This window comes from Caulobacter sp. GW456-12-1-14-TSB4, from assembly GCF_059424195.1.
Genome location: NZ_JBWKZF010000033.1, coordinates 22,474 through 43,985, shown reverse-complemented (window position 1 = coordinate 43,985; position 21,512 = coordinate 22,474). Strand labels below are relative to the sequence as shown.

General features: G+C 69.2%; 18 protein-coding genes and 2 pseudogenes. 8 read left to right on the top strand and 12 right to left on the bottom strand.

The window, feature by feature from the left end; genetic code table 11:
- The first annotated feature begins 125 nt into the window (after nucleotides 1-125).
- On the top strand, nucleotides 126-1,016 hold the full coding sequence (locus AC07YH_RS22850; RefSeq protein WP_494749214.1) for an MBL fold metallo-hydrolase: 891 nt from the start codon (nucleotides 126-128) through the stop codon (nucleotides 1,014-1,016).
- A gap of 4 nt (nucleotides 1,017-1,020) precedes the next feature.
- Here AC07YH_RS22850 and AC07YH_RS22845 read toward each other — a convergent pair whose 3' ends face one another.
- Together AC07YH_RS22845 and AC07YH_RS22840 are read right to left on the bottom strand one after the other, a co-directional pair.
- The gene (locus AC07YH_RS22845; protein ID WP_494749213.1) at nucleotides 1,021-1,980 is read right to left on the bottom strand and encodes a hypothetical protein; all 960 of its coding nucleotides are present in this window, start codon (nucleotides 1,978-1,980) and stop codon (nucleotides 1,021-1,023) included.
- A 10-nt stretch (nucleotides 1,981-1,990) separates the two neighbouring features.
- Entirely contained in the window at nucleotides 1,991-4,957 is a 2,967-nt protein-coding gene (locus tag AC07YH_RS22840) for a long-chain-fatty-acid--CoA ligase (RefSeq protein WP_494749212.1), read from the bottom strand.
- Between the two features lie 199 nt (nucleotides 4,958-5,156).
- Between AC07YH_RS22840 and AC07YH_RS22835 the strand changes: the two genes are divergently transcribed.
- Nucleotides 5,157-6,953 (top strand): response regulator, encoded by a 1,797-nt coding sequence (locus AC07YH_RS22835; RefSeq protein ID WP_494749211.1) that lies wholly within the window; start codon nucleotides 5,157-5,159, stop codon nucleotides 6,951-6,953.
- A gap of 58 nt (nucleotides 6,954-7,011) precedes the next feature.
- Here the strand turns inward: AC07YH_RS22835 and AC07YH_RS22830 are convergent.
- Nucleotides 7,012-7,092: pseudogene (locus AC07YH_RS22830) on the bottom strand (hypothetical protein); the annotation flags it as partial.
- A 7-nt stretch (nucleotides 7,093-7,099) separates the two neighbouring features.
- Nucleotides 7,100-8,599 carry a bifunctional aminoglycoside phosphotransferase/ATP-binding protein gene (locus tag AC07YH_RS22825; RefSeq protein WP_494749210.1) on the bottom strand — a complete coding sequence of 500 codons (1,500 nt, stop codon included), beginning with the start codon at nucleotides 8,597-8,599 and terminating at the stop codon, nucleotides 7,100-7,102.
- Between the two features lie 144 nt (nucleotides 8,600-8,743).
- On the opposite strand from AC07YH_RS22825, the gene AC07YH_RS22820 reads away from it, so the two are divergent.
- Complete coding sequence (locus AC07YH_RS22820) at nucleotides 8,744-9,364, top strand: TetR/AcrR family transcriptional regulator (protein WP_494749209.1); 621 nt, start codon at nucleotides 8,744-8,746, stop codon at nucleotides 9,362-9,364.
- Between the two features lie 9 nt (nucleotides 9,365-9,373).
- Here the strand turns inward: AC07YH_RS22820 and AC07YH_RS22815 are convergent, their stop codons facing one another.
- Together AC07YH_RS22815 and pdxH are read right to left on the bottom strand one after the other, a co-directional pair.
- Nucleotides 9,374-10,402, bottom strand: a complete 1,029-nt coding sequence (locus AC07YH_RS22815; protein ID WP_494749208.1) for a hypothetical protein — start codon at nucleotides 10,400-10,402, stop codon at nucleotides 9,374-9,376.
- Nucleotides 10,403-10,505: 103 nt separating this feature from the next.
- A complete protein-coding gene (pdxH, locus tag AC07YH_RS22810) occupies nucleotides 10,506-11,174 on the bottom strand; it encodes a pyridoxamine 5'-phosphate oxidase (protein WP_494749207.1) in 669 nt (222 codons plus the stop codon).
- A gap of 103 nt (nucleotides 11,175-11,277) precedes the next feature.
- Between pdxH and AC07YH_RS22805 the strand changes: the two genes are divergently transcribed.
- The 3 genes from AC07YH_RS22805 to AC07YH_RS22795 all read left to right on the top strand — a co-directional run bounded on the left by AC07YH_RS22805 (nucleotide 11,278) and on the right by AC07YH_RS22795 (nucleotide 13,128).
- Nucleotides 11,278-11,979 carry a J domain-containing protein gene (locus AC07YH_RS22805; RefSeq protein WP_494749206.1) on the top strand — a complete coding sequence of 234 codons (702 nt, stop codon included), beginning with the start codon at nucleotides 11,278-11,280 and terminating at the stop codon, nucleotides 11,977-11,979.
- A 271-nt stretch (nucleotides 11,980-12,250) separates the two neighbouring features.
- On the top strand, nucleotides 12,251-12,667 hold the full coding sequence (locus AC07YH_RS22800) for an organic hydroperoxide resistance protein (protein ID WP_494749205.1): 417 nt from the start codon (nucleotides 12,251-12,253) through the stop codon (nucleotides 12,665-12,667).
- Nucleotides 12,668-12,678: 11 nt separating this feature from the next.
- Nucleotides 12,679-13,128: a MarR family winged helix-turn-helix transcriptional regulator gene (locus tag AC07YH_RS22795; protein ID WP_494749204.1), complete on the top strand. Its 450-nt coding sequence runs from the start codon at nucleotides 12,679-12,681 to the stop codon at nucleotides 13,126-13,128.
- Between the two features lie 5 nt (nucleotides 13,129-13,133).
- Here the strand turns inward: AC07YH_RS22795 and AC07YH_RS22790 are convergent, their stop codons facing one another.
- From AC07YH_RS22790 to AC07YH_RS22780, 3 genes are all read right to left on the bottom strand, one after another.
- Nucleotides 13,134-13,538, bottom strand: coding sequence for a DUF4282 domain-containing protein (locus AC07YH_RS22790; protein WP_494749203.1), 405 nt, complete (start codon nucleotides 13,536-13,538; stop codon nucleotides 13,134-13,136).
- 104 nt (nucleotides 13,539-13,642) lie between these two features.
- Nucleotides 13,643-14,158, bottom strand: a complete 516-nt coding sequence (locus AC07YH_RS22785) for a hypothetical protein (protein WP_494749202.1) — start codon at nucleotides 14,156-14,158, stop codon at nucleotides 13,643-13,645.
- Between the two features lie 86 nt (nucleotides 14,159-14,244).
- Complete coding sequence (locus AC07YH_RS22780) at nucleotides 14,245-14,841, bottom strand: TetR/AcrR family transcriptional regulator (protein WP_494749201.1); 597 nt, start codon at nucleotides 14,839-14,841, stop codon at nucleotides 14,245-14,247.
- A 113-nt stretch (nucleotides 14,842-14,954) separates the two neighbouring features.
- Here AC07YH_RS22780 and AC07YH_RS22775 point away from each other — a divergent pair, with 113 nt between their 5' ends.
- Both AC07YH_RS22775 and AC07YH_RS22770 read left to right on the top strand, forming a co-directional pair.
- Complete coding sequence (locus tag AC07YH_RS22775; RefSeq protein WP_494749200.1) at nucleotides 14,955-16,268, top strand: oxygenase MpaB family protein; 1,314 nt, start codon at nucleotides 14,955-14,957, stop codon at nucleotides 16,266-16,268.
- A pseudogene (locus AC07YH_RS22770) lies at nucleotides 16,262-16,354 on the top strand (hypothetical protein); the annotation flags it as partial. The gene AC07YH_RS22775 and the pseudogene AC07YH_RS22770, both read left to right, overlap by 7 nt.
- Before the next feature lie 57 nt (nucleotides 16,355-16,411).
- Here AC07YH_RS22770 and AC07YH_RS22765 read toward each other — a convergent pair.
- From AC07YH_RS22765 to flbD, 3 genes are all read right to left on the bottom strand, one after another.
- Complete coding sequence (locus AC07YH_RS22765; RefSeq protein ID WP_494749199.1) at nucleotides 16,412-17,827, bottom strand: OprO/OprP family phosphate-selective porin; 1,416 nt, start codon at nucleotides 17,825-17,827, stop codon at nucleotides 16,412-16,414.
- Nucleotides 17,828-17,867: 40 nt separating this feature from the next.
- Nucleotides 17,868-19,976 carry a flagellar biosynthesis protein FlhA gene (gene flhA, locus AC07YH_RS22760; RefSeq protein WP_494749198.1) on the bottom strand — a complete coding sequence of 703 codons (2,109 nt, stop codon included), beginning with the start codon at nucleotides 19,974-19,976 and terminating at the stop codon, nucleotides 17,868-17,870.
- A 138-nt stretch (nucleotides 19,977-20,114) separates the two neighbouring features.
- Nucleotides 20,115-21,488, bottom strand: a complete 1,374-nt coding sequence (gene flbD / locus AC07YH_RS22755; RefSeq protein ID WP_494749197.1) for a sigma-54-dependent transcriptional regulator FlbD — start codon at nucleotides 21,486-21,488, stop codon at nucleotides 20,115-20,117.
- Nucleotides 21,489-21,512: the final 24 nt, after the last annotated feature.

Here is a 21,512-nt window from a genome sequence, read left to right as displayed (position 1 = left end):
CTTAAAGCGCAAGACCGGCGCCGCCGGGATCTGCCGGTAGGCAGATCCCATGTCTTAAAGACAGCGCGCGTTTTATGGGCGAAACCGCCCCACACTTTCGCCCAACGCGCTTGTGGAGTCTTCTGATGATCCCCTTCGTCCGCGAGCTGGAGTTCGAATACGGCCGCTGCGACCAGGTCTCGCCGTTGATCCGGCGGGTGATCGCCCGCAATCCAGGGCCGTTCACCTATACCGGCACGGGCGTCTATATCGTCGGCCGGGGCGAGGTGGCGGTCATCGATCCCGGCCCGGACCTCGCCGAGCATTTCGAGGCCCTCAAAAGCGCCCTGGCCGGCGAGCGCGTGACCCACGTGCTGGTCACCCACCATCACCTCGACCACTCTCCCCTCGCCCATCCGCTGGCGCAGGCGTTCGGGGCAAGGGTGTACGGCCTGCCCGCTCCAGCCCCATACGCGAGCGACACCCCGGCCCTGGAGGAAGGCGGCGACGACCGCTTCCGCCCCGACGTGACGCTGACCGACGGCGAAGTGCTCTCGGGCCCGGGCTGGACGCTGGAGGCGGTGACGACGCCCGGCCACACCTCCAACCACGTCTGTTTCGCCCTCAAGGAGGAGAACGCGCTCTTCGCCGGCGACCACATCATGGGCTGGTCGACCACGGTGATCACCCCGCCCGACGGCGACATGGGCGACTACTTCGCCAGCCTGGCCAAGGTGAAGGCGCGGAACTTCGACGTCCTGTGGCCGACGCACGGCGCGCCGGTCCGCGAGGTCAGTCCGTTCATCGGCGCCTATGTCGCCCACCGCCGGGCCCGCGAGGCGCAGATCGTCGAGGCGCTGCAAGCCGGCTTCACCACCATCAGGGCCATGGTCCCCAGCCTCTACGCCGCCGTCGACCCACGCCTGCACCCGGCCGCGGCGCACTCGGTGTTCGCCCACATGGTCCAGCTGGTGCGCGAAGGCCGCGTCACCACGCCAGGCGAGCCCGCGCTGGACGCGGAATACCGGCTAGCCTGACGCCTCAAGGCACGCGCAGCGAAATCCGATCGGCGCGCGGCCGCAGCAAGAGCGGAGATGCGCGCCAGCTAACGGCCAATTCGACCATCATCGGCGCGGGCTGGCTGGGCAACTCGCCGTCGGGGCCCCAGCCGAAGGTGCGCAGGGCGAAGCTCACCTGCTCTTCGTCGTCGAACCGGGGATCGGACAGGAAGTAGGGCGTGCGGCCGCCGCCGCCGATCAGGGGCTCGAAGGCGTGTCCGAGCAAGGCGCTCCAGCGACCTTCGCGCCAGACATGCCACAGCCCGTCGATGACCCGGCCGGTGGCGTCCAGCCTTCGCCCGCGCAGGACCAGCTGTCCGCTGGGCGCCTCAACGACCTCGTCCAAGTCCGCGACGTGCAGGCCCGTCGCCATACCCTCCAGCCACAGGCCGTAAGGCGGGTTGCGCAGCAGCCCTTCGACCTCGACCGTGCCGCGCAGGTCGTCCGGCAGCAGCAGCCGCGCCTCCAGCGTCCGGCCGCTGGGCAGCACGCGGATCAGACACTCCGGCGGCTCAACGGCGTCCTCCAGCCGCAAGCCGCGCACCGGGCGCAGCGCCACGGACCGCCCGGCCTGCCGACACGCCGCCAGCAGTCGAACCTCGTCCATCGTCTTCGGCGCCGGGTCCAGCGTGTAGATGACCAGGGCCTCGGGGTCGTAGACCTGCAGCGTCTCGCCCTGCCGGGTCAGGGTCGGGGCCACGCGCAGGCGGCCGACATCGCTCACCCCGCCGCAGACGCCGTCCAGCATCGCCCCGTCGGCCAGCAGCATGGTCCAATAGTTCGGCCCGCCCATGCCGATCTCGCCCACGCCGCCGACCTGCCGATCGACGCCCACGGGCTGGGTGACGAGGCTCTCCGGCGTCACGGGATGGGACCGCCAGGCGGACCCGGTCGGCGTCGGCGAAGGTCGCAGGCCGAACAGGCGGCGGAGGCCGTCGATCATTCCCGTCGCCTTACTGCCCCTGCGCCACCGCCGCCGTCAGCGCGCCGATCCGCGCGCAGTTGCGGCCTTGATCGGGGCCGGCGTCGCGGCCGATCGAGCGCATGTCGAGGCGCGAGCCCTTGGCGTCGGGGCGCACCCGCACCACCAGGTCGTCGATCAGGCCATACCAGAAGCTGCTGCCCGTGGCCTCCAGGCGGCCGTCCATCGGATCGTCGGTGACCAGGGTCATGCCCGAGGCCAGGACGGCGGCCTTGATCGACTCGTAGACGTCGCCGGGCGCGCGTTCGCTGATCAGGGGACGGGCCGCCGGACAGGTCTCGGCGTTGATGTCAGCCAGGCGGCGCCCGGCATAGGCGGCCGAGCCGACCGGCAGGCTGGGGTCGTCGTCGACGATCTCGGCCGAACCGCCGCGCGCGGCCATGGCCGCGTCCGAGAAGCCCAGCGGCGTCTTCCAGTCGGTGGCCACGTCGTGGATCGGCGGCGACTGACCGCCCAGCGCCTTGGCCGCGAACATCACCCCGAAGGTCGCCGCCGTGACCACCAGGGCCAGCACCGCGCCCTTCCACAGCCGCGCGAAGCCGGCGCTGAGGGCGATGATCAGGCCGATCAGCCCGGTGGCGACGCTGATGAAGGCCACGCGCGGCGCCCAGTCCAGGGTCATGGACGTGTAGCCCAGCGGCAGCGGGATCATGCCCAGCTTGACGCCCAGCGCGCCGCCGGCCGCCAGGATGGCCGGCGCCAGGGCGACCAGCAGGGCCAGGTCCAGATAGAGCCGCGCCCAGCGGGGCGGCTTGCCCGACGCCTTGGCCGGCGCGTCGGTCCTGGCGCTCGTCCTGGACCTGCCGCGCTTGCCCGGCGTGATCGGCATGGCGAACGGCAGGGCCTCGCCGGCGTCGGCGAGGACGGGCCTGGCGTCTGGCTCGCGCAGGCGCAGCGGCTGTTCGGGCTCGGCCTTGACCGGCGTAGGCGCGATCGGCTCGGGCGCGATGACCTCGGCCGCGGCCGAGGGTTCAGGCGCCGGCTCGGCGGACGCCTCGGCCGACGTCGCGGCGGCGATGGCGGTGGCCTCGGCGATGATCGCGTCGGTGGCGGAGACCTGCTGGATTTCCGGCTCTGGCGTCGGATCGGCGACCACTTCCGGCTCAGGCTCGGGCTCGGGCGCGTCGAGCACCGTCTCGGCCGCGACCTCCTCGACCGGCTCGGGCGCGTAGAGCACCGCGGCGTGGGCACCGTCGGCGGCGGCCACGGTCGGAGGCGGAGCCGGCTCGGGCTCGGGTTCAGGCTCCGGCGCGGGCGGCGGAGGCGGCGACGGCTGCACCGGCGTCTCCGGCAGCGTGTAGCCCTCGTCGGCCAGACGCTTGCGGATCACCTTCTTGTCGATCTTGCCGGTCGCGCCCAGCGGGATGTCATCGACGAAGATCACGTCGTCGGGCATCCACCACTTGGCGATCTTGCCTTGCAGGTAGTCGATGATCTCCTGCTTGGTCGCTTCCTCGCCGGGCTTCAGCTTGATCAGCAGCACGGGCCGCTCGTCCCACTTGGGATGCGGCTGGCCGACCACCGCCGCCAGCGCCACCTTCGGGTGGCCGACGGCGATGTTCTCGATCTCGATCGTGCTGATCCACTCGCCGCCCGACTTGACCACGTCCTTGGCGCGGTCGGTTATCTGCATGAAGCCGTGCTCGTCGATCGTGGCGATGTCGCCCGTGTCGAAGAAGCCGTCCTGGTCAAGGATGTTGCCGCCCGCCCCCCGGAAGTACTCGGCGGCGATGATCGGGCCGCGGATCTTTAGGTGGCCGAAGGCGTGGCCGTCGTGCGGCAGCAACTTGCCGTCGTCGTCGGTCAGGCACAGCTCCACGCCCAGCGGCGGCCGGCCCTGCTTCAAGCGATAGGGCATCTGCTGGTCGTAGGGCAGCTTTTCCAGCTCGTCGGTCATCACCGACAGCGTCCCGACCGGCGAGGTCTCGGTCATGCCCCAGGCGTGGACCACCTCGACGTCGTACGTCTCCTGGAAGGCGCGGATGATGGTCTCGGGACAGGCCGCCCCGCCGATCACCACCTTCTTCAGCACCGGCAGCTTGGCGCCCGTGGCCTCCAGGTGCTGCAGCAGCATCTGCCAGACGGTGGGCACGGCGGCCGAGAAGGTCACGCCCTCGGTGTCCAGGAGCTCGAAGATCGAGGCGCCGTCCATCTTGGCGCCCGGCATGACGATCTTGGCGCCCGCGCCGGGACCGCTGAACGCCACGCCCCAGGCGTTGGCGTGGAACATCGGCACCACCGGCAGGATCACGTCGCGCTGCGACACGCCCATCACGTCGGGCTGCATGGTGATGAAGGTGTGCAGGAAGTTCGAGCGGTGCGAGTACATCACCCCCTTGGGGTCGCCCGTCGTGCCCGAGGTGTAGCAGAGGCCCGCCGCCGTGCCCTCGTCGAAGCCGCCCCAGGCGCACTCGGCGCCGTGCTGTTCCAGCAGGTCCTCATAGGCCAGCAGGCCCTTGAAGTGCGGGGCCTCGCCGGCCAGCGGGAAGTCGGCCGGCATGCGGTCGCGATCGGTGAAGACGACCACGTGCTCGACATGCGGCAGGCGCGGCAGGATGGCGGCGATGATCGGCAGGAAGGTCAGGTCGGTGAAGATCAGCCGGTCGCCGGCGTGGTCGGCGATCCAGGCGATCTGCTCGGGGAACAGGCGCGGGTTCAGGGTGTGGCAGACGGCCCCGATGCCCATGATGCCGTACCAGGCTTCCATGTGGCGGCCGGTGTTCCAGGCCAGGGTGCCGACGCGGTCGCCCGGCTTGACGCCCAGGGCCAGCAGGGCGTTGGAGACGCGCTTGGCCCGGTCGCGGATCTCGCGATAGGTCGTGCGCACGATCGGTCCCTCGACCGAACGGCTGACCACCTCGCGCCCGCCGTGCCACTTGGCGGCGTGGTCGATGATCTTGTCCAGGGTCAGGGCCCCGTGCTGCATCAAACCCTGCATCTGAACTCCACGCTCCCGACCGCTTATCGTTGTTCACGCAACGCTATCGGTGTGCGGCGCAACACGCAACGCGACGCGCCCCCACAAGGGAAAAGAGGGCCGTCGCACAACCGCGAACTCCGTCGGGTACCCGACCACACCGCGCCAATCAGCCGCAGGGTGAATTTAGAGACTCTTGGTTGCGATGGGCGGATAGTTCGTGCTGAGCGAACGTGGTTCGTCAGCAGGAGACGATGGCGTGGGCTGGCTGGCCGACACCCTGGCGGATGAGAGACTGGACGAGGTGGGCGCCGACATCCGGCGGCTCGGCGTCTCGCGTCTCATCTCCGGTTGTGTGGCCGCCGGGATCGTCGGGCTGGGCCTGGGCGCCCTCACCGCCTTCGCCTGGCTGGCCGGTTTCGTGGTCGCCGAGGGCCTGGCCACCCTGGCCACCCGCAATTTCGGCAAGGACCGCCCGGCGTCGCGCGGTGATCGCGCCGCCTTCATCCTGGCCTCGATCCCGGTCAACGGCAGCTGGGCCGCCCTGGCCAGCCTGCTGTGGCTGCACGGCTCCGACAAGCTGAAGATCGCCGCCGTCGCCATCTGGTGCGGCCAGCTGGTCTTCGCTCAGCAGTATCGTCACCAGCCCCTGGCCCTGCTGGTCCTCAGCGGCGTGATCCCGGCGGCCAGCCTGGTCATCTTCCCGTTCTTCTTCATGCCCGGCGCCGACTTGGTCACCCAGTCGATGCGCTGGTCGCTGGTGCTGCTGATCGCCGTCACCCTCAATGTCGCCCTGCGCAACCGCGCCGCCGCCCGCCGCATGGACGAGCTGACGCGGGGCCTGCGCGACGAGCGCGAGCGCGCCCTGGAAGCCGCCCGCGCCAAGTCCACGTTCATCGCCGTCACCAGCCACGAGCTGCGCACGCCGATGAACGGCCTGTTGGGCATGGCCCACGCCCTGGAGCGCTCGGACCTCAACCCCGCCCAGCGTGAGCAGGTCGCCCTGATGCTGAAGTCGGGCGACAGCCTGATGCAGCTGCTCAACGACGTGCTGGACATGTCGCGGATCGAGGCCGGCCGCGTCGAGCTGGCGCCGGAAGCCATTGATCCCCGCGCCATCGTCGCCGACGTGGTCGACACCTGGCGCGACGCGGCGGTGTTCAAGAACCTGTCGCTGTTCGCCGACTTCGGGGCCGAGGTCCCGGTCTGGATCAGCGCCGACCCGCTGCGGATCCGCCAGATCCTGACCAACCTGGTGTCCAACGCCGTCAAGTTCACCACCGCCGGCCACGTGCGGGTCAGCGTCAACGCCGAGCGCGCGGGCGACGCCTGGATGCTGCGCTTCGCGGTCAGCGACACCGGCCCCGGCGTGCCGGCCGCCGCCGCCGACCGGGTGTTCGACAGCTTCACCCAGGCCGACGAGACCATCTCGCGCAGCCACGGCGGCGCGGGGCTGGGCCTGACCATCTCGCGCGCCCTGGCCCGTCAGCTGGGCGGCGACCTGGAGCTACGCCCGGCCCAGGTCGGCGCCTGTTTCGTGCTGAGCATCCGCGCCGTGGAGACCGTGGCGCCCGAGGCGATCTCGGAGCCCGAGGAGCAGGACGACGACAACCTCGACCAGATCCGCGTGCTGATGGCCGAGGACAACGCCGTCAACCAGCTGGTCGTGCGCACCATGCTGGAGCCGACCGGCGTGGCCCTGACCGTCGTCGAGAACGGCGAGGAAGCGCTCAAGGCGATGAAATCCGGCCGCTACGACTGCGTGCTGATGGACATCAACATGCCGGTCATGGACGGCATCACCGCCTTGGAGGCCATCCGGGACGGCAAGGCCGGCGACCCCGCCCTGCCCGTCATCGCCCTGACCGCCTCGGCCATGGCCGGCGACCGCGAACGGTTCCTGGGGCTGGGCTTCGACGACCACCTGGGCAAGCCGGTCAAGCCGATGGACCTGATCACGGCGATCATCCGGGCGGTGAACCCGGACCCGCCGAACGAGGGGCTGAGGGCGGCTTAGGCCGCTGAGCGCCCCCTCCGTCTCGTCGCCTATCGGCGCCGATCCACCTCCCCCGCTGCGCAGGGGAGGAGAAGAAACTCCTCACCCGTGGAACGGGGGAGGTGGCGCGATGCGGATACGCATCGTGACGGAGGGGGCGCTACGGCCTACCCCATCGTCTCCGCCAGCGCCCGAGCCTCGTCCTCGAAGGCGTTGACCGTGTCGACCTTGCGCCAGGTGATCTCGCCCGTATCCCGTGACAGCTGGTTCTCCAGCACCGCCACGTCGGCGTCCGAGGCGTCGTTGACGCGGGCCGCCACGCGTTCGCGCAGCACTTCGGGCGGCGCTTCCAGCCAGACGCCCAGGAAGCCGACGTCGCAGCTCTTGGCCAGGGCCTCGGCGCGGGCGCGCTCCTCGGGTTTCAGGAACACCGCGTCCAGCACCACCGAGCGCCCCGCCTTCAGGCACAGCTGCGCGTCGTGGAACAGCTGGTCATAGACCTTGGCGCTCATCTCCGGCGTATAGGCCTCGCGCGGCAGGCGCTGCAGCGACGGCACGCCCCACAGGCGCTTGCGGATCTCGTCGGTGCGCAGGACCACCGCGCCGGGGGCCGAGCCCAGACCAGGGGCGCAGACCCGCGAGAAGGTCGACTTGCCCGAGCCCGACAGGCCGCCGGCCGCCACCAGGCTGACCGGCTTGGGGGCCAGGTGGTCCAGAGCAGCCTGCAGATAGGCCCGCGCGGCCTCGTCGTCGCCGGTATAGGCCCAGACGTGAGTGCGCACGGCGGCGCGGACGGACAGCATCAGCGGCAGCGCCGCCAGGCCCGTCCACAGCCCTTCGTCGAACGTGCGGGCGGCCTCGTCCAGATAGGCGTTCAGCACCCGGCCGGCGGCGTCGCGGCGGCGGCGGAAGTCCAGGTCCATCAGCAGGAAGGCCAGGTCGTACTGCACGTCGATGTCCGACAGGGTGTCGTTGAACTCGATGCAGTCGAACAGGATCGGCTGACCGTTCTCGATCAGGATGTTCCCCAGGTGCAGGTCGCCGTGGCAGTGGCGGGCGAAACCGTCCTTGGCGCGGCCGTCCAGCAGCGGACCCAGGCGCTCCAGCGCGATGTCGGTCTCATGCACCAGGCGCTCGACCGCCTGCTTGCCCAGGCGCGCCGAGAGGCCCCGCAGCAGGTTGGCGTTCGAGCGGATCGTGTAGCCCAACGCCGAGACCCCGCCGCCTTGCGGACGCAGGGACGAGCCGGCATGGAAGCGCGCCACGGTGCGGCCCAGCGAATCCTCCAGCGCGTCGTCGATCGCCCAGGGCTGGGTGGCCAGCACGCCGTTCTGGTCGAAGCGGCGCATCTCCAGCAGGTATTCGACGATCTCGCCCTCGCCGTCGATCTCCAGCCCGCCGTCGGCGGTGCGGTTCAGGCGGCGGACCTCGCGATAGATGTCCGGCGCGGCGGCGCGGTTGAAGGACAGCTCGCGCTCCAGCGCCCAGCGGCGCAGCTCCAGCGTCGAATAGTCCAGAAAGCCGAAATCGACCGGTCGCTTCACCTTGAAGGCCGAGTCGCCGAGCAGGAACACACGGGCGCACGAGGTCTCGATCGTGTTTTCCGACCGTTCCTCGAACCAGGCGGCCACTTCCTGCTCGCGCGCGGCTTCCGCGTCCTTGATCACGCTTGGCGTCCCATCTTTCCGCGCCTCGAAAACGGCGTCCGGGCTGCATAACCGAAACGTGCGCTCACGTCCTCTCGCGCAAGCCTTGCCGGACTCGAAATTTCGCGGTTAGATTGCATCCTAGTCATCGATTGCGAGTGTCATATGCTGGTCGGCGCGGGACTGAAACGATCCGGGCACAAGCGCGAGGAGATCCTCGCCTCGGCCAGGGCGCTGTTCTTGAAGGAAGGCTACGCCGACACCGGCATGGAGGTCGTCGCCCGCGCGGCCGGGGTCTCGACCGCGACGCTCTATGCCTACTTCCCCAGCAAGGCCGACCTGTTCAAGGCGATCGTGCTGGAGACGGTCAGCGGGGTCGGCGCCCCGGTGCGCGAGGCCGTCCGCGTCAAGGGCGACGCCCGCGCGCGCTTGACAGCGCTAGCCGTGGCCTACGCCACCTTCCTGTCGCGCGCCGACACCCGGGCCATGTTCCGCATGGTCACGGCCGAGCGCCGCCGCTTCGAGGACGTCGCCGAATATTTCCTGCAGAGCGCCCGCGACGAGCTGGGTGGGGCAGCGATCTCGGTGATCAACGACCTGGTCAAGACCGGCGAACTCAAGGTCGAGAAAGCCTCCTGGGCCGCCGGCCAGCTGATGGGCATGCTAGACCACGTCACCCTGGTCCTGGGCCTGTCCGCCGGCGACGAGGTGCTGTCGAGGCGTCCGGTCAAGGACATCGCCGAGGACGCCGTGGAGACGTTCCTGGCGCGGTATGGGGTGCGCTGAGGCCGCCCCTCACTTCACCTTGTAGGCCAGCTTGACGGTGAAGTTCGACTTCGCGGCCATGGCGTTGCGGGTCTTGAGACGCACGTGGGTCACCGAGCCTTGCGTCGCGGCGGTCGGGGCGAAGGTCCAGGTCGCGCCGCCGTCGGACGAGAACTCGACGTCATCCGAGGTGCTCGTGCCTGAGACGTAAGAGAAGGCCAGGCCCGATGCCGGGCTGCCTTCGGTAAAGGTCGCGAAGGCGCTGCTCGTGCCGTCACCGTCCAGGGCGACCGTGGTGTTGGACGGGGTGGCGATCACGACGGCCACGGCGTTGTTGTCCTGGGCGGCGATGTCGGGATTGCCGACCGTCACGGTCATGCGGCGCTTGGCGCCGGGGATCGATTTGGGGAACAACGTCCCGTTCTGGTCGTCCCAGGTGGTGGTGGCGACGGTCGAGATGGTGGGTGCGACGCCGCCGATGGTCAGGGTGACGGTGACGTCGGTGTTGACGTTCCCCGTCTCGGTCTTGCCGATGACGCAAACCCCCAGGCTGATGCCCGTGCAGATGCTCCACTCCCACTTCACCCTGAACGTCCCGGTGTAGACGCCGGGCAAGGGCGCGATGCTGGTCAGGCGGGGCTTGACGTAGACCGGGAGGCTGGTCGGCGCGCTGCCCGTCAGGCCCAGGACGTCGATCAGCACGCCGTTGACGTAGTAGGCCGTCGTTCCGTTCAGTTGCGGCGTGCCGGATGAGGTCGCCGACAGCAGGAAATCGACGGTGTTGGTCCCGTTGGTGTGGGTCAGCTTGTAGGCCGTGTTGCTGATCGTCGCCCGGATATAGTTGGAGCCCAACAGGGTCAGGACCGGGCTGCCGGTCGGACAGCCGAAGCCGCCGGGGACGCTGGCATAGGGGACCACGTCGCCGTACACGGCGTTTGGCGACTGGGCGGGCAGCGTCCCGGAGGACGTCGCCGACGCGCCGCACGACGCCGCCGACGCGCCGGTCGCGGTCAGCAGCAGCGCGAACGCCGCCGCCAGGAACGTGAAAATCGGGTTCAACCGCATCCAGAAGCCTTCGGATTTCGCTGGAATCCTAGGCCGCCAGGGTTAATCGCACTTCAAGGATGTAGCCGCCACGAAGGCTCAACCCATAGACTTTAGTCTAGGGAAACAGCCTTTTCGTGGTCCAGCCAGCGTCCACGCGGTCGAACACCAGCCGCTCGTGCAGGCGGAACGGGCGGTCGCGCCAGAACTCGATCGTGACCGGGACGATGCGGTAGCCCGACCAGTGCGGCGGGCGCGGCACCTTGCCCAGGCCGAACTTCAGGCCCATCTCGGCCACCCGCTTTTCCAGGGCCAGGCGGTCGGGCAGCGGTCGCGACTGGTCGCTGGCCCAGGCGCCGATCTGGCTGGCGCGGGCGCGGCTGGCGAAATAGGCGTCGGCCTCGGCCTCCGTGGTCGGCTCGACCGTCCCGCGGATGCGCACCTGGCGACGCAGGGACTTCCAGTGGAACAGCAGGGCCGCCTTGGGATGGCCGGAGAGCTCCATGCCCTTGGCGCTGTGGGTGTTGGTGTAGAACACGAACCCGCGCGGATCGAAGTCCTTCAGCAGCACCATCCGCGAGTCCGGCATGCCGCCCTCGTCGACCGTCGAGACGGTCATGGCGTTGGGGTCGTTGGGCTCCTTCTTGCCCGCCTCTTCCAGCCATTCGGCGAACAAGGCGAACGGGTCCTCTTCCGACAGCAGGGTCGGCGGGACCGCCTCGGTCACCTGGCGGACATAGTCGTCCTCGCTGGGCGAGGCGGGGATCAAGGTCGGGTCGGCGCTCATGACCTTCGATATAGGACGAGGCGTGGACGAGGGCCACATCCGCACCATCCCCTAAAGTCTTAACTTAACCCGCCGTTGACCATCCTGGCGGCAGGGTCGGGCGATGACGACCCGCATGTCCACGCTCACGCTTTCGGCCGCCCGCGCTCTGCTGGGCGTCGGTCCGATGGCGGACGAGCGTGAGCTGCGCACCGCCTATCGCGAGGCGGCCAAACGGGCCCACCCTGATCGCCCGACCGGCGACGCGGCTCTGTTCCGCGACGTGCTGGCCGCCTATCGCCTGCTGCAGGACACGCCGGTCGTTCAGCACAATTTCCCGCCGGCGGTGGCGCAGGCCGCGCCGGTCGCCGATCGCGTATTCCTCGAGATCGACATCGCCACGGCCGTGACCGGCGGCGCCGAGGAGCTGGCCATCGACGGCCGTCGCCTGCGGCTGAAGCTGCCGGCGGGCCTGCGCGAAGGCGACAAGGTCCGGGTCGAGGGCGTGACCTTCGAGGTCCGCCTGCGGGCCCAGGACGGCGCCCTGGTGCGCGGCGACGACATCTGGCTGACCGGCAAGGTCGATCCGCGCGTGCTGTCCGAGGGCGGCCGCGTCGACGCCGACACCCCGCTGGGCCCTCGCCCGGCCTGGATCTCGACCAAGGCCGCCGCGCGCGGGCTGGTGCGGCTGCCGGGGCAGGGCCTGCCGGCGCGAGCCAACCACAAGGCGGGGGATTTGTTCCTGCGCCTCGAAGCCGCCGAAGCCGGAGCCGAGAGCCCGGCCCGATCGTTGCTGAAGCGCTTCGCGGCGGCCTGGGCGGCCTGACGCTGCTTTAATCTCTCCTCCCCTTCTGGGGGAGGTGGATCGCTGCGAATACGCAGCGAGACGGAGGGGGCCAGCACCCTGTCGCCGAGCTAGCGCTATCCCCCTCCACCGCCATTCGGCGGTCCCCCTCCCCCAAGAGGGGAAGGAGAGACACTCACGCACGCCGCTTCATTTTATTCAATCGCGCACGATCTTTTTTCGCGCCATCCACTTGCAATTAAATTGCGCGCGATTAAATCGTTCACATCAATTCAAACCGAGGGAGTTTCCCATGACCACGCTCTACACCACCCGCGCTACCGTCGTTGGCGGCCGTGAAGGCCACGCTCGCACCGAAGACGGCCTGCTGGACGTCCAGCTGTCGATGCCCAAGGCCCTGGGCGGCAAGGAGACCGGCACCAACCCCGAGCAACTGTTCGCCGCCGGCTACGCCGCCTGCTTCCAGAGCGCCATGGCCCACGTCGCCCGCACCCAGAAGATCGCGCTCACCGGCTCGACCGTGACCGGCCAGGTCGGCCTCGCCACGCAGGAAGTCGGCTTCAAGCTGGAAGTCGCGCTGGAAGTCGAAACCCAAGGCCTGAGCCAAGCCGACGCCGAAGCCCTGGTCGCCACCGCGCACCAGGTCTGCCCCTATTCGAACGCCACCCGCGGCAACGTCGATGTGGCCATCACCGTGAAGGCGGCCTAAGCCGTATTGTCATGAGCCAGAAGAAGTCCGCGCCGTCCGATGCTCCGATCGAGGTCCTGCGCCTCGACAACCAGCTATGCTTCGCCCTCTACGGCGCGGCCAACCGGATGACGCGGCTCTACCGGCCCATGCTGGACGCCCTGGGGCTGACCTATCCGCAGTATCTGGCCATGCTGGTGCTGTGGGAGGCCAGTCCCCGGACCGTCGGGGCCCTGGGCGACGCCCTGGACCTTGATTCCAGCACCCTGACCCCGCTGCTCAAGCGTCTGGAAGCCGGGGGCCTCGTGGCCCGCACCCGCGATCCGGAAGACGAGCGGCGGGTCATCGTGGCGCTGACCGACAAGGGCCGCGCGCTGCGCGACCAGGCGGAAACGATTCCCGAAAAGCTGTTCTGCGCGCTGGACATGCCGCTGGAGACGATGGGCGCGCTGCGCGATCGTCTGAAGACGGTGGCGACCTAGCGGGCTTAAGCCTGCGGCGGACGCTGCGGCTGCGCGGCCTGCTGGCGGGCGCGGTGGGCGGCGTGGTCGGCGTCGCTGGTCTGGCGCAGGGCCCGCAGGTCCTCGCTGATCCGGAAAATCGCGACATAGAACTCGCAGAAGGCGCGCCACAGCAGCACCAGCGCGCCGGCGACCAGCAGGCCGGCGATCAGCACCGGAAAGGCCAGCAGCAGCGAGCCGACGCCCGGCTCCTTCAGCGCCAGGCCGACGGCGGCGCCGACGACCGAAAAGCCGAACAGGGCCACGACGCCCAGGCCCGCCCAATAGATGAAGTGGATCACCGGCCCGGTGACCAGGCGGTCGAACGTCAGCAAATCCCACATCAACGAGTTGGATTTAGTCTTTTTGGCCGGAGGCATACTGAACCCCAAGTCGGCGAGAACCGCCCCTCTTATGGGCCATCGCTAGCAGTGCGAAGCCCGCTCGGCAATGCCGAGCGGGCTCGCGGTGTTATCAGCCTTGGAAGCCGTGAGGCTTACTGCGGCTTGGCGCCGGCGACCGTGGCGTCGATCTGGGCCTTGGTGGCCGTGGTCGAGACGCTGCCGTCCGCGCCCGCGCTCAGGCTGTTGCCCGGCAGAGCGAACTTCACGCCGCCGTTGGTGACGATGACGTTCGTCGAGCCGTCGGCGCCGGTGCTGGTGCCGGTGATCTGGCCGACCGAGACGCCGGCGACGTCCTTGACGGCCGAACCAACCTTGAAGCTGGCCACGCTGGCCGAGGTCGGCGTACCGGCCGCATCAGCAGGATTGGCCGAAGGCGGCGTGGCGGTCTGGGTCGTCGTCGAAGCCGACGGCGTGGTCGTGGTGGTCGTGCTCTGGGTCGGCGTCGTGGTCGTCGTCGACTGAGTCGGGGCCGCGGTTTCAGCAGCCGGCGGCATGGCGCCGGTGGTCGGCGCAGCCGGGGTCGTGGTGGTCGTGGTGCTCTGGGCGAAAGCAGCGCCGGCGAACGTCAGGGACGCGGCGGCGGCGAGCAGGGCGATCTTGTTGGTCATGTAAACTCTCCGTCGAAGGGCCCCTCCCTTGGCTGAAACAACGTGACCTTGCGGACACGGTTCCGTCGGAGAGTCGACGTGATGCTCTACCGGCGCGCGACGAGCGCCGCGATATAGGCCTCCATCAGCCGCGTCAGCTCGTCTTCCAGTCGTTGCGGGTCGAGCGCCAGGTCGGTCTCGATCGTCGCCGCGCGCAGCAGGCCGATGACCGCGTGGGTCAGGACGAAGCCGGCCTCTGGCGACAGCGGGAAGCCGAAGGCGGTCTTGCCGGCGATGGTGTCGAAAAAGATCAGGTGATGGCGCATCACCACGTCGTCCTCGCCCTGCTGGGTCAGGGCGTCCAGCAGGGCGCGACGGGTGGCGGGCGCGCCTTCGAACGCGGTGGCCAGGGTGCGGACGATCAAACGCACCGCGCCCAGCTCCGGCCCGGCTATCACAATCTCGGCGATGCGGTCGCGGGCGGCGGCGGCCCGGCGCTGGGCCAGGGCGGCCAGGATCGCCTGCTTGCCGGCGAAGTATTGATAGAGCGTGCCGACGCTGACCCCGGCCCGCTCGGCGATGTGATTGGTGGTCAGGGCCTCGACGCCGCCCTGATCGAGAAGTTGAAAGGCCGCCTCCAGAATCGCGTCCACCGTCGCCTCGGAGCGCGGCTGGCGTGGCGTTCGTCTCGCCTTTTCAGTCACTTGCGGCTGAGCCTCCGAAGATGCGGGCAAGGCGAGTAGCGCGCGGGTCCTATCAGCCTAACCTAGGTCGCAAGACTTGGATCCGTCTCGGTTCCGCTACGTACGAGGTTCCCATGAACGCCGCCCTCGAAAAGGTCCGGGCCAAGGTCGCGTCGCAGAAGACCGCCCTGCCCGCGCTGTATGGCGACGTCGATTTCGACAGCACGCCCGAACGCTTCACCGACGATCCCAAGGTCAGTGTCGCCCCGCGCCTGCGCAATCTCGATCCCGACAAGGTGGCTCTGATCAAGGCCTACACCATGCTGGGCGATGTCGTGGCCGACGCCTATGCGGCGCTGATGCCGAAGTACGGCTTCCGGCCGCTGATCCAGATGCTGACCAAGGCCTGCGACGAGGGGATCGCCGCCGTGGCCGATGCGCCGCCGGAGCTGGTCGCCTTCATCGCCGACATGGAGGCCACGCCCGACTGGGTGGACATGGACCTGGTGCGCGAGGGCCAGCGGCTGGACCGCAACGCCGCCGCCAATCTGGGTCCCTTCGCGATCCGGGGCGCGTTCATCGCCACCTTCATGAACAAGTACGCCGCCCTGCCGATGGCCCTGACCGGGACCCTGTCGAACGACACCGCCGCCCGGCGGGTCAACGAGACGGCGACCTTCTTCACCACCACCCTGCTGCCCGGCTCGCTGGAGCGTCACGGGGCCGGGTTCAAGGCCGCCGCCATGGTGCGGCTGATGCACTCGATGGTGCGGTTCAATGCGCTGAAGCGCTCGGATAACTGGGACGTGCGCGTCTACGGCATCCCGATCCCGCAGGTCGACCAGATGCCCGCCGGCCTGATCCCGATCTTCCTGATGAGCTACAAGATCGTCGCCCAGGGGCGGAAAACCTTCACGGCCGAGGAGCGCGCCCGGGTCGAGCTGGCCCGCTACCGTTGCTTCCTCTTGGGCCTGCCCGAGGACCTGCTGGCCGACACCCCGCAGGGCGTCGTGGACACCATGAACGCCCGCTCGGGCACCTTACGCGCCGGCTTCGACGACGCCACCTGCGGCGAGCTGGTCCGCGCCACGCTGGACGCCTATCTGCCGCCGGACGAGAGCCCGGAGAACAAGCTGTTCGACAAGGTCGAGCGCCGGTTCTCCAAGGTGTTCTTCCTGCGCAACTTCCTGAACGGCGACGTGGCGGCGGCCAGGAAGATGGGCGTCGAGATCGGCCCCCGCGACTTCATGATGTTCGGCCTGGTGGCCCTGCTGGTGACCAGCCAGCTGATGGCCTACCGCTTGGCGCGCAACGTCCCGGGCGTGAGTGACGTGGCCGACCGCCGGCTGGTGGCCAAGCTGAAGAAGCAGCTGGCCCGGTATGGCCACGCGGAGTTCACCAGCGACGCCGAGAAGTATCGGCCGACGGGCAGGCCCGTGACGGCCTAAGCGCCCCCTCCGTCACGTCGCCTATCGGCGCCGCGCCACCTCCCCCGCAAGCGGGGCAGGAGGGAGTTACTTCTCCTCCCCCGTGAAACGGGGGAGGTGGATCGCTGCGGATACGCAGCGAGACGGAGGGGGCGCTTTAGGGCCTAGAAATCCAGCTCCATCCGCGCGCCCGCGACCCGCGCCGTGTAGTCCCGGTCCCCGTTCGGCAGCGGCGTCGCGTCCCGATACGCCAGCACCCCGCCGTTGAAGTTGAAGCGCAGATATTCGACCGGCTGCCAGATCAGCGCCGCCAGCCAGGCGTCCTGCTGGCCGCCGACGATCCCCCGATCGTTGAGGTCCAGATAGTCGTAGCGGACGTTCAGCTGCAGCGCCCCGACGCCGCCCGCGCCCAGGGGCGTCTTGGGCTTGGCGCGGTCGAACTGGCCGCTCTTGTAGCCGCGCGTGTCGTCGGTGAGGAAATAGCCGACCTCGGCATAGCCGCCGACGAAGCGGGCGTCGGGGCCGGTCTTCAAGGTGCTGTCCAGACGATGGACCTCGGCCGCGCCGTGCCAACGGCCACGGACGAAGGCGGCCTCCACGCCGTGGTGGGTCTCCTCGCGCACGGGCAAGGCGGCCGTGCCGATCAGGCGGCTGTTGGTCGTGTGCAGATAGGGCCGCTGGCGGTAGCGGGTGGCGGTGTCGCTCACGCGGTTGAGGTTGCGCCAATGGGCCGAGCCGCCGAAGTGCAGCTGGGTCTTGCCGATCTTGGGCGCATAGACCATCCGGCCGTCCAGGCCGTAGCTGTTGTTCTCGTCGCCGCCGGCCGGGCCGTCGCTGGCGTTGGACAGGGCGGTGATGTCGTCGGCGAACAGGCCCGCCTGCAGCACCCACGGGCCCTTCTCGTACTGGGCCGACAGCCCCAGCCGCCGCTCGAAAGCGAAGGCGTCGGTGAAGGCCGCCCGCTCCATGAACGAGCCGGAGGTGTCGCCGGTCAGCTCGTCCAGCGACTGGAACTGGTTCTGGTTGCCCAGGGCCAGCAGCCAGGGGCCGGTCTTGTAGGTGACGAAAGTGTCCACGAGATCGACGACGTTGTCGGAAAGCTCGAGCTCCAGCTTGTAGCCGATGCCGGCGCCCAGGCTCCCCTCCCCGCCCAGGCGGATGCGGCGCACCTCGGCGACGTAGCCCAAGCCGCGGTCGGCCAGGGCGCTGGGCGCATCGACATAGCCGATGTCGGTCTGGATGCGTCCCTTGGCCTTGAAGCTGCGCCCGCCGCTGGCCGAGATCACCGGCGAGCCCTTCCAGGTGATCTCGCTGGTCGCGGGCTTGGCCGGCGCCGGCGCGACCGGCGGCGGAGCGGCGGAGACGGCGTTCAGCCGCCCCTCCATCCGCTGCAGCTGGGCGCGCAGGGTCGCGATCTCGGCGCGCAGGGCGGCGACATCGTCGGGGCTCAGGGCCTCTTGGGCGAAGGCGGGAGTGGCAAGCAGGCAGGCGCCCGCCGCGCCGAGCGCGACGAGGGTCGTGATCTTGGGATGCAAACGAGCACCATGGGAAAGAGCACCTGCGCCCCCTCCATGCGACAAATCTATTACGGTTTTACGACAACCGCAGCCGGTGCGACCTTTAGACCATCCCCACCGTCTTCAGACGGGCGCGCGGGTGGATCTCGTTCTGGCTCATCACCACGGTCTGGCCGCGGAAGCGCTCGATGATCGAACGTACATAGGGACGGACGCCCGGGCTGGTCAGCAGCACGGCGGCCTCGCCGGCCAGGGCGGCGCGCTCGAAGGCGTCGCGGACGCCGCGGATGAAGTCCTGCAGGCGCGAGGGCGGCAGGGCCAGCTGCTTGTCGTCGCCGGGGCCGATCAGGGCTTCGGCGAAGGCCTGCTCCCAGTCGGCCGACAGGGTGATGATCGGCAGGGCGCCGTCGTCGCCACGGTTGGCCCAGCACAGCTGGCGGGCCAGACGGGCGCGGACCTGCTCGACCAGTTGGGTGACCGAGCTGGTGTGCGGGGCGGCCTCGCCGATGCCTTCCAGGATCTGCGGCAGGTCGCGGATCGAGACCCGCTCGCGCAGCAGCGACTGCAGCACGCGCTGCACGGTGGTGGCCGTGGCGGTGCCGGGGATCAGGTCGGCGACCAGTTTCTGCTGCGCCTCGGGCAGCTCCTTAAGGAGCTTCTGGACTTCGGAGTACGACAGCAGGTCGGCCATGTTCTCCTTGAGGATCTCGGTCAGGTGCGTGGTCAGCACCGTGGCCGGATCGACGACCGTGTAGCCGCGGAAGGTGGCTTCCTCGCGCAGGTCGTCGGCGATCCAGGTGGCCGGCAGGCCGAAGGCGGGCTCGCGCACGTGCTCGCCCGGCAGCTCGACCTGGCCGCCGCGCGGGTCCATGGCCATCAGGTTGCCCAGGCGCACTTCGCCGGCCCCGGCTTCCATTTCCTTGATGCGGATGGCGTAGCCCTGGTTGGCCAGGCGCATGTTGTCGAGGATGCGCACGGGCGGCATGATGAAGCCGAACTCGCCGGCCAGGGTCTTGCGCAGGGCGCGGATCTGGTCGGTCAGCTTGCGGCCGTCCAGGTCGTTGATCAGGGTCAGCAGGCCGTAGCCCAGCTCGATCTTGACGTCGTCGATGGCCAGCGAGGCGCTGATCGGCTCTTCCTCGGCCTCGGACGGCGCGGAGGCCTGCTCCAAGAGCGATGGATCGATTGGCTTGGGCTTCTTGGCGTCCTGGATGCGCTTGTAGGCCAGGGCCCCCGCGCCCAGCGACAGGGCCGCGAACGGGATGATCGGCATGCCCGGGATCAGGGCGATGATGCCGGCCGAGGCCGAGACCATGCCCAGGCCCGCCGGGTTCATGCCCAGCTGGGTCATCAGGGCCTTGTCGGCCGAGCCTTCGACGCCGGCCTTCGACACCACCATACCGGCGGCGATCGAGATGATCAGGGCCGGGATCTGGCTGACCAGGCCGTCGCCGATGGTCATGATCGTGTACGAGGACGCGGCCTGGCCGATCGGGATCTTGTGCTGCACCACCCCGATGATGATGCCGCCGACGATGTTGATGCCGGTGATGATCAGGCCGGCGATCGCATCGCCCTTCACGAACTTGCTGGCGCCGTCCATGGCCCCGAAGAACGTGCTTTCCTGCTCCAGCTCCTTGCGGCGCAGCTTGGCCTGCTCCTGGTCGATCAGGCCGGTCGACAGGTCGGCGTCGATGGCCATCTGCTTGCCGGGCATGGAGTCCAGGGTGAAGCGCGCGGCGACTTCGGCGATCCGGCCCGAACCCTTGGTGACGACCATGAAGTTCACCACCACCAGGATGATGAAGATGATCACCCCGATGACGAAGTTGCCCTGCATCATCAGGTGACCGAAGGCCTCGATGACCGCGCCGGCCCCGCCGCTGCCTTCCTGGCCGTGGCCGAGGATCAGGCGGGTCGAGGCGACGTTCAGGCCCAGGCGATACAGGGTCGCGACCAGCAGGACGGTCGGGAACGAGGTGAATTCCAGCGGCCGCTTGATCAGCACCGCCGTCATCAGGATCAGCACCGAACCGGTCAGCGAGATCGCCAGCAGCAGGTCCAGCAGGATCGGCGGAACCGGCAGGATCAGCAGGACGATGATGCCCACGACGCCCAGCGCCAGGCCCATTTCGCCGCGCAGGAAGCCATCCAGCAGCGACTTCGCGCTGGGGACGGATCGACCGGCGGTCGGGGCGGCGGCGTCGGCCATGCTGAACCTTGAACCGTTGATGGATAGGCTAGACCAGCGCTTGGAGCGATTTGCGGTCCGCCGCCATCTCCTTAACCAAAATTAGCCATGTTCGGCGCCGGACGGATGGTCGCGGCGCCGAGCCATGGAGTCGCACCCTCAGGCCGCGGCGCCGACCCCGCCTTGCGGCGGCGGAACGGGGACGCCGGCGTCGCCATATTCCTTCAGCTTGTTGCGCAGCGTGCGGATCGAGATGCCCAGGATGTTGGCGGCGTGCGTACGGTTGCCCAAGCAATGCTCCAGCGTGTCGATGATCAGCTTCTGTTCGACCTCGGCGACGGTCGAGCCGACGAAGGTGCGCGAGACGGCGTCGGCGGCCATCTGGGCGCCGCGGGCCATGGCCACGTCCGGGGCCGGCGCGGGGGCCAGCTGCTGGCCGTCCGGCAGGCGGATGGCGAATTCCTCGATCTCGTCGCCGGTCGACAGCAGCACCGCGCGGTGCATGGCGTTTTCCAGCTCGCGGACGTTGCCCGGCCAGCGGTGGGCGATCAGGCGGCGCTTGGCCTCGGCCGAGATCGGCTTTTCCTGGACGCCGTTGGCGGCCGAGTACTTCTTCACGAAGAACTCGCACAGGCTGATCACGTCGCCCGGACGCTCGCGCAGCGGCGGCAGGCGCAGGTTCACGACGTTCAGGCGATAGAGCAGGTCTTCGCGGAAGACGCCGTCCTTCACCGACTGGGCCAGGTCGCGGTTGGACGTGGCCAGGATGCGGATATTGACCTTCACCGGCTTGGAGCCGCCGACGCGGTCGATCTCGCGCTCCTGGATGGCGCGCAGCAGCTTGGCCTGCAGGCGCACGTCCATTTCGCTGATTTCGTCCAGCAGCAGGGTGCCGCCGTCGGCTTCCTCGAACTTGCCGATGCGGCGGGCCATGGCGCCGGTGAAGGCGCCCTTCTCGTGGCCGAACAGCTCGCTTTCCAGCAGGTTCTCGGGGATGGCGGCGCAGTTGACGCTGATGAACGGCGCCTTGGCCCGGCGCGACTTGCCGTGGACGTAGCGGGCCATGACCTCCTTGCCCGAACCGCTTTCGCCGGTGATCAGGATCGAGGCTTCGGACGGGGCGACCTGGTCGGCCAGCTTCAGCACCGACTCCATGGCCGGGTCGCGGACGACCATCGGCTTTTCGTCGTCGGTGACGGCGGCCAGGACGGCGGCGATCAGCTCGGCGTCCGGCGGCAGCGGGATGAATTCCTTAGCGCCGGCCTTGATGGCGTTCGCCGCGCGGATCGGATCGGCGTCGACGCCGCAGGCCACCACCGGCACCCGCATCCGCTCGGCCTCGTTCGCCGCGATGAAGCTGGCGATGTCGAGCGAGTAGTCGACCATCAGAAGGTCGGCGCCCTGCCCGGCCCGCAGCGCGTTGGTCGCCGCTTCCGTCGTTTCGACGTGCGAGACCTTGGCGCCCGCGTTCATCGCCATTTTCACGGCGACCGAGAGCTGTCCGTTCAGTTTTCCGACGACGAGAAGCCGCATGATCTAACTCCTTACAACCAGGGG

What these genes read in the sequence shown, in the direction of transcription:
- AC07YH_RS22805 (WP_494749206.1), top strand. Translation starts at nt 11,278, where the DNA reads ATGACGACCCGCATGTCCACGCTCACGCTTTCGGCCGCCCGCGCTCTG.
- AC07YH_RS22845 (WP_494749213.1), bottom strand. Translation starts at nt 1,980, where the DNA reads ATGATCGACGGCCTCCGCCGCCTGTTCGGCCTGCGACCTTCGCCGACG.
- AC07YH_RS22785 (WP_494749202.1), bottom strand. Translation starts at nt 14,158, where the DNA reads ATGACCAACAAGATCGCCCTGCTCGCCGCCGCCGCGTCCCTGACGTTC.
- AC07YH_RS22800 (WP_494749205.1), top strand. Translation starts at nt 12,251, where the DNA reads ATGACCACGCTCTACACCACCCGCGCTACCGTCGTTGGCGGCCGTGAA.
- pdxH (WP_494749207.1), bottom strand. Translation starts at nt 11,174, where the DNA reads ATGAGCGCCGACCCGACCTTGATCCCCGCCTCGCCCAGCGAGGACGAC.
- AC07YH_RS22850 (WP_494749214.1), top strand. Translation starts at nt 126, where the DNA reads ATGATCCCCTTCGTCCGCGAGCTGGAGTTCGAATACGGCCGCTGCGAC.
- AC07YH_RS22840 (WP_494749212.1), bottom strand. Translation starts at nt 4,957, where the DNA reads ATGCAGGGTTTGATGCAGCACGGGGCCCTGACCCTGGACAAGATCATC.
- flbD (WP_494749197.1), bottom strand. Translation starts at nt 21,488, where the DNA reads ATGCGGCTTCTCGTCGTCGGAAAACTGAACGGACAGCTCTCGGTCGCC.
- AC07YH_RS22820 (WP_494749209.1), top strand. Translation starts at nt 8,744, where the DNA reads ATGCTGGTCGGCGCGGGACTGAAACGATCCGGGCACAAGCGCGAGGAG.
- flhA (WP_494749198.1), bottom strand. Translation starts at nt 19,976, where the DNA reads ATGGCCGACGCCGCCGCCCCGACCGCCGGTCGATCCGTCCCCAGCGCG.
- AC07YH_RS22775 (WP_494749200.1), top strand. Translation starts at nt 14,955, where the DNA reads ATGAACGCCGCCCTCGAAAAGGTCCGGGCCAAGGTCGCGTCGCAGAAG.
- AC07YH_RS22795 (WP_494749204.1), top strand. Translation starts at nt 12,679, where the DNA reads ATGAGCCAGAAGAAGTCCGCGCCGTCCGATGCTCCGATCGAGGTCCTG.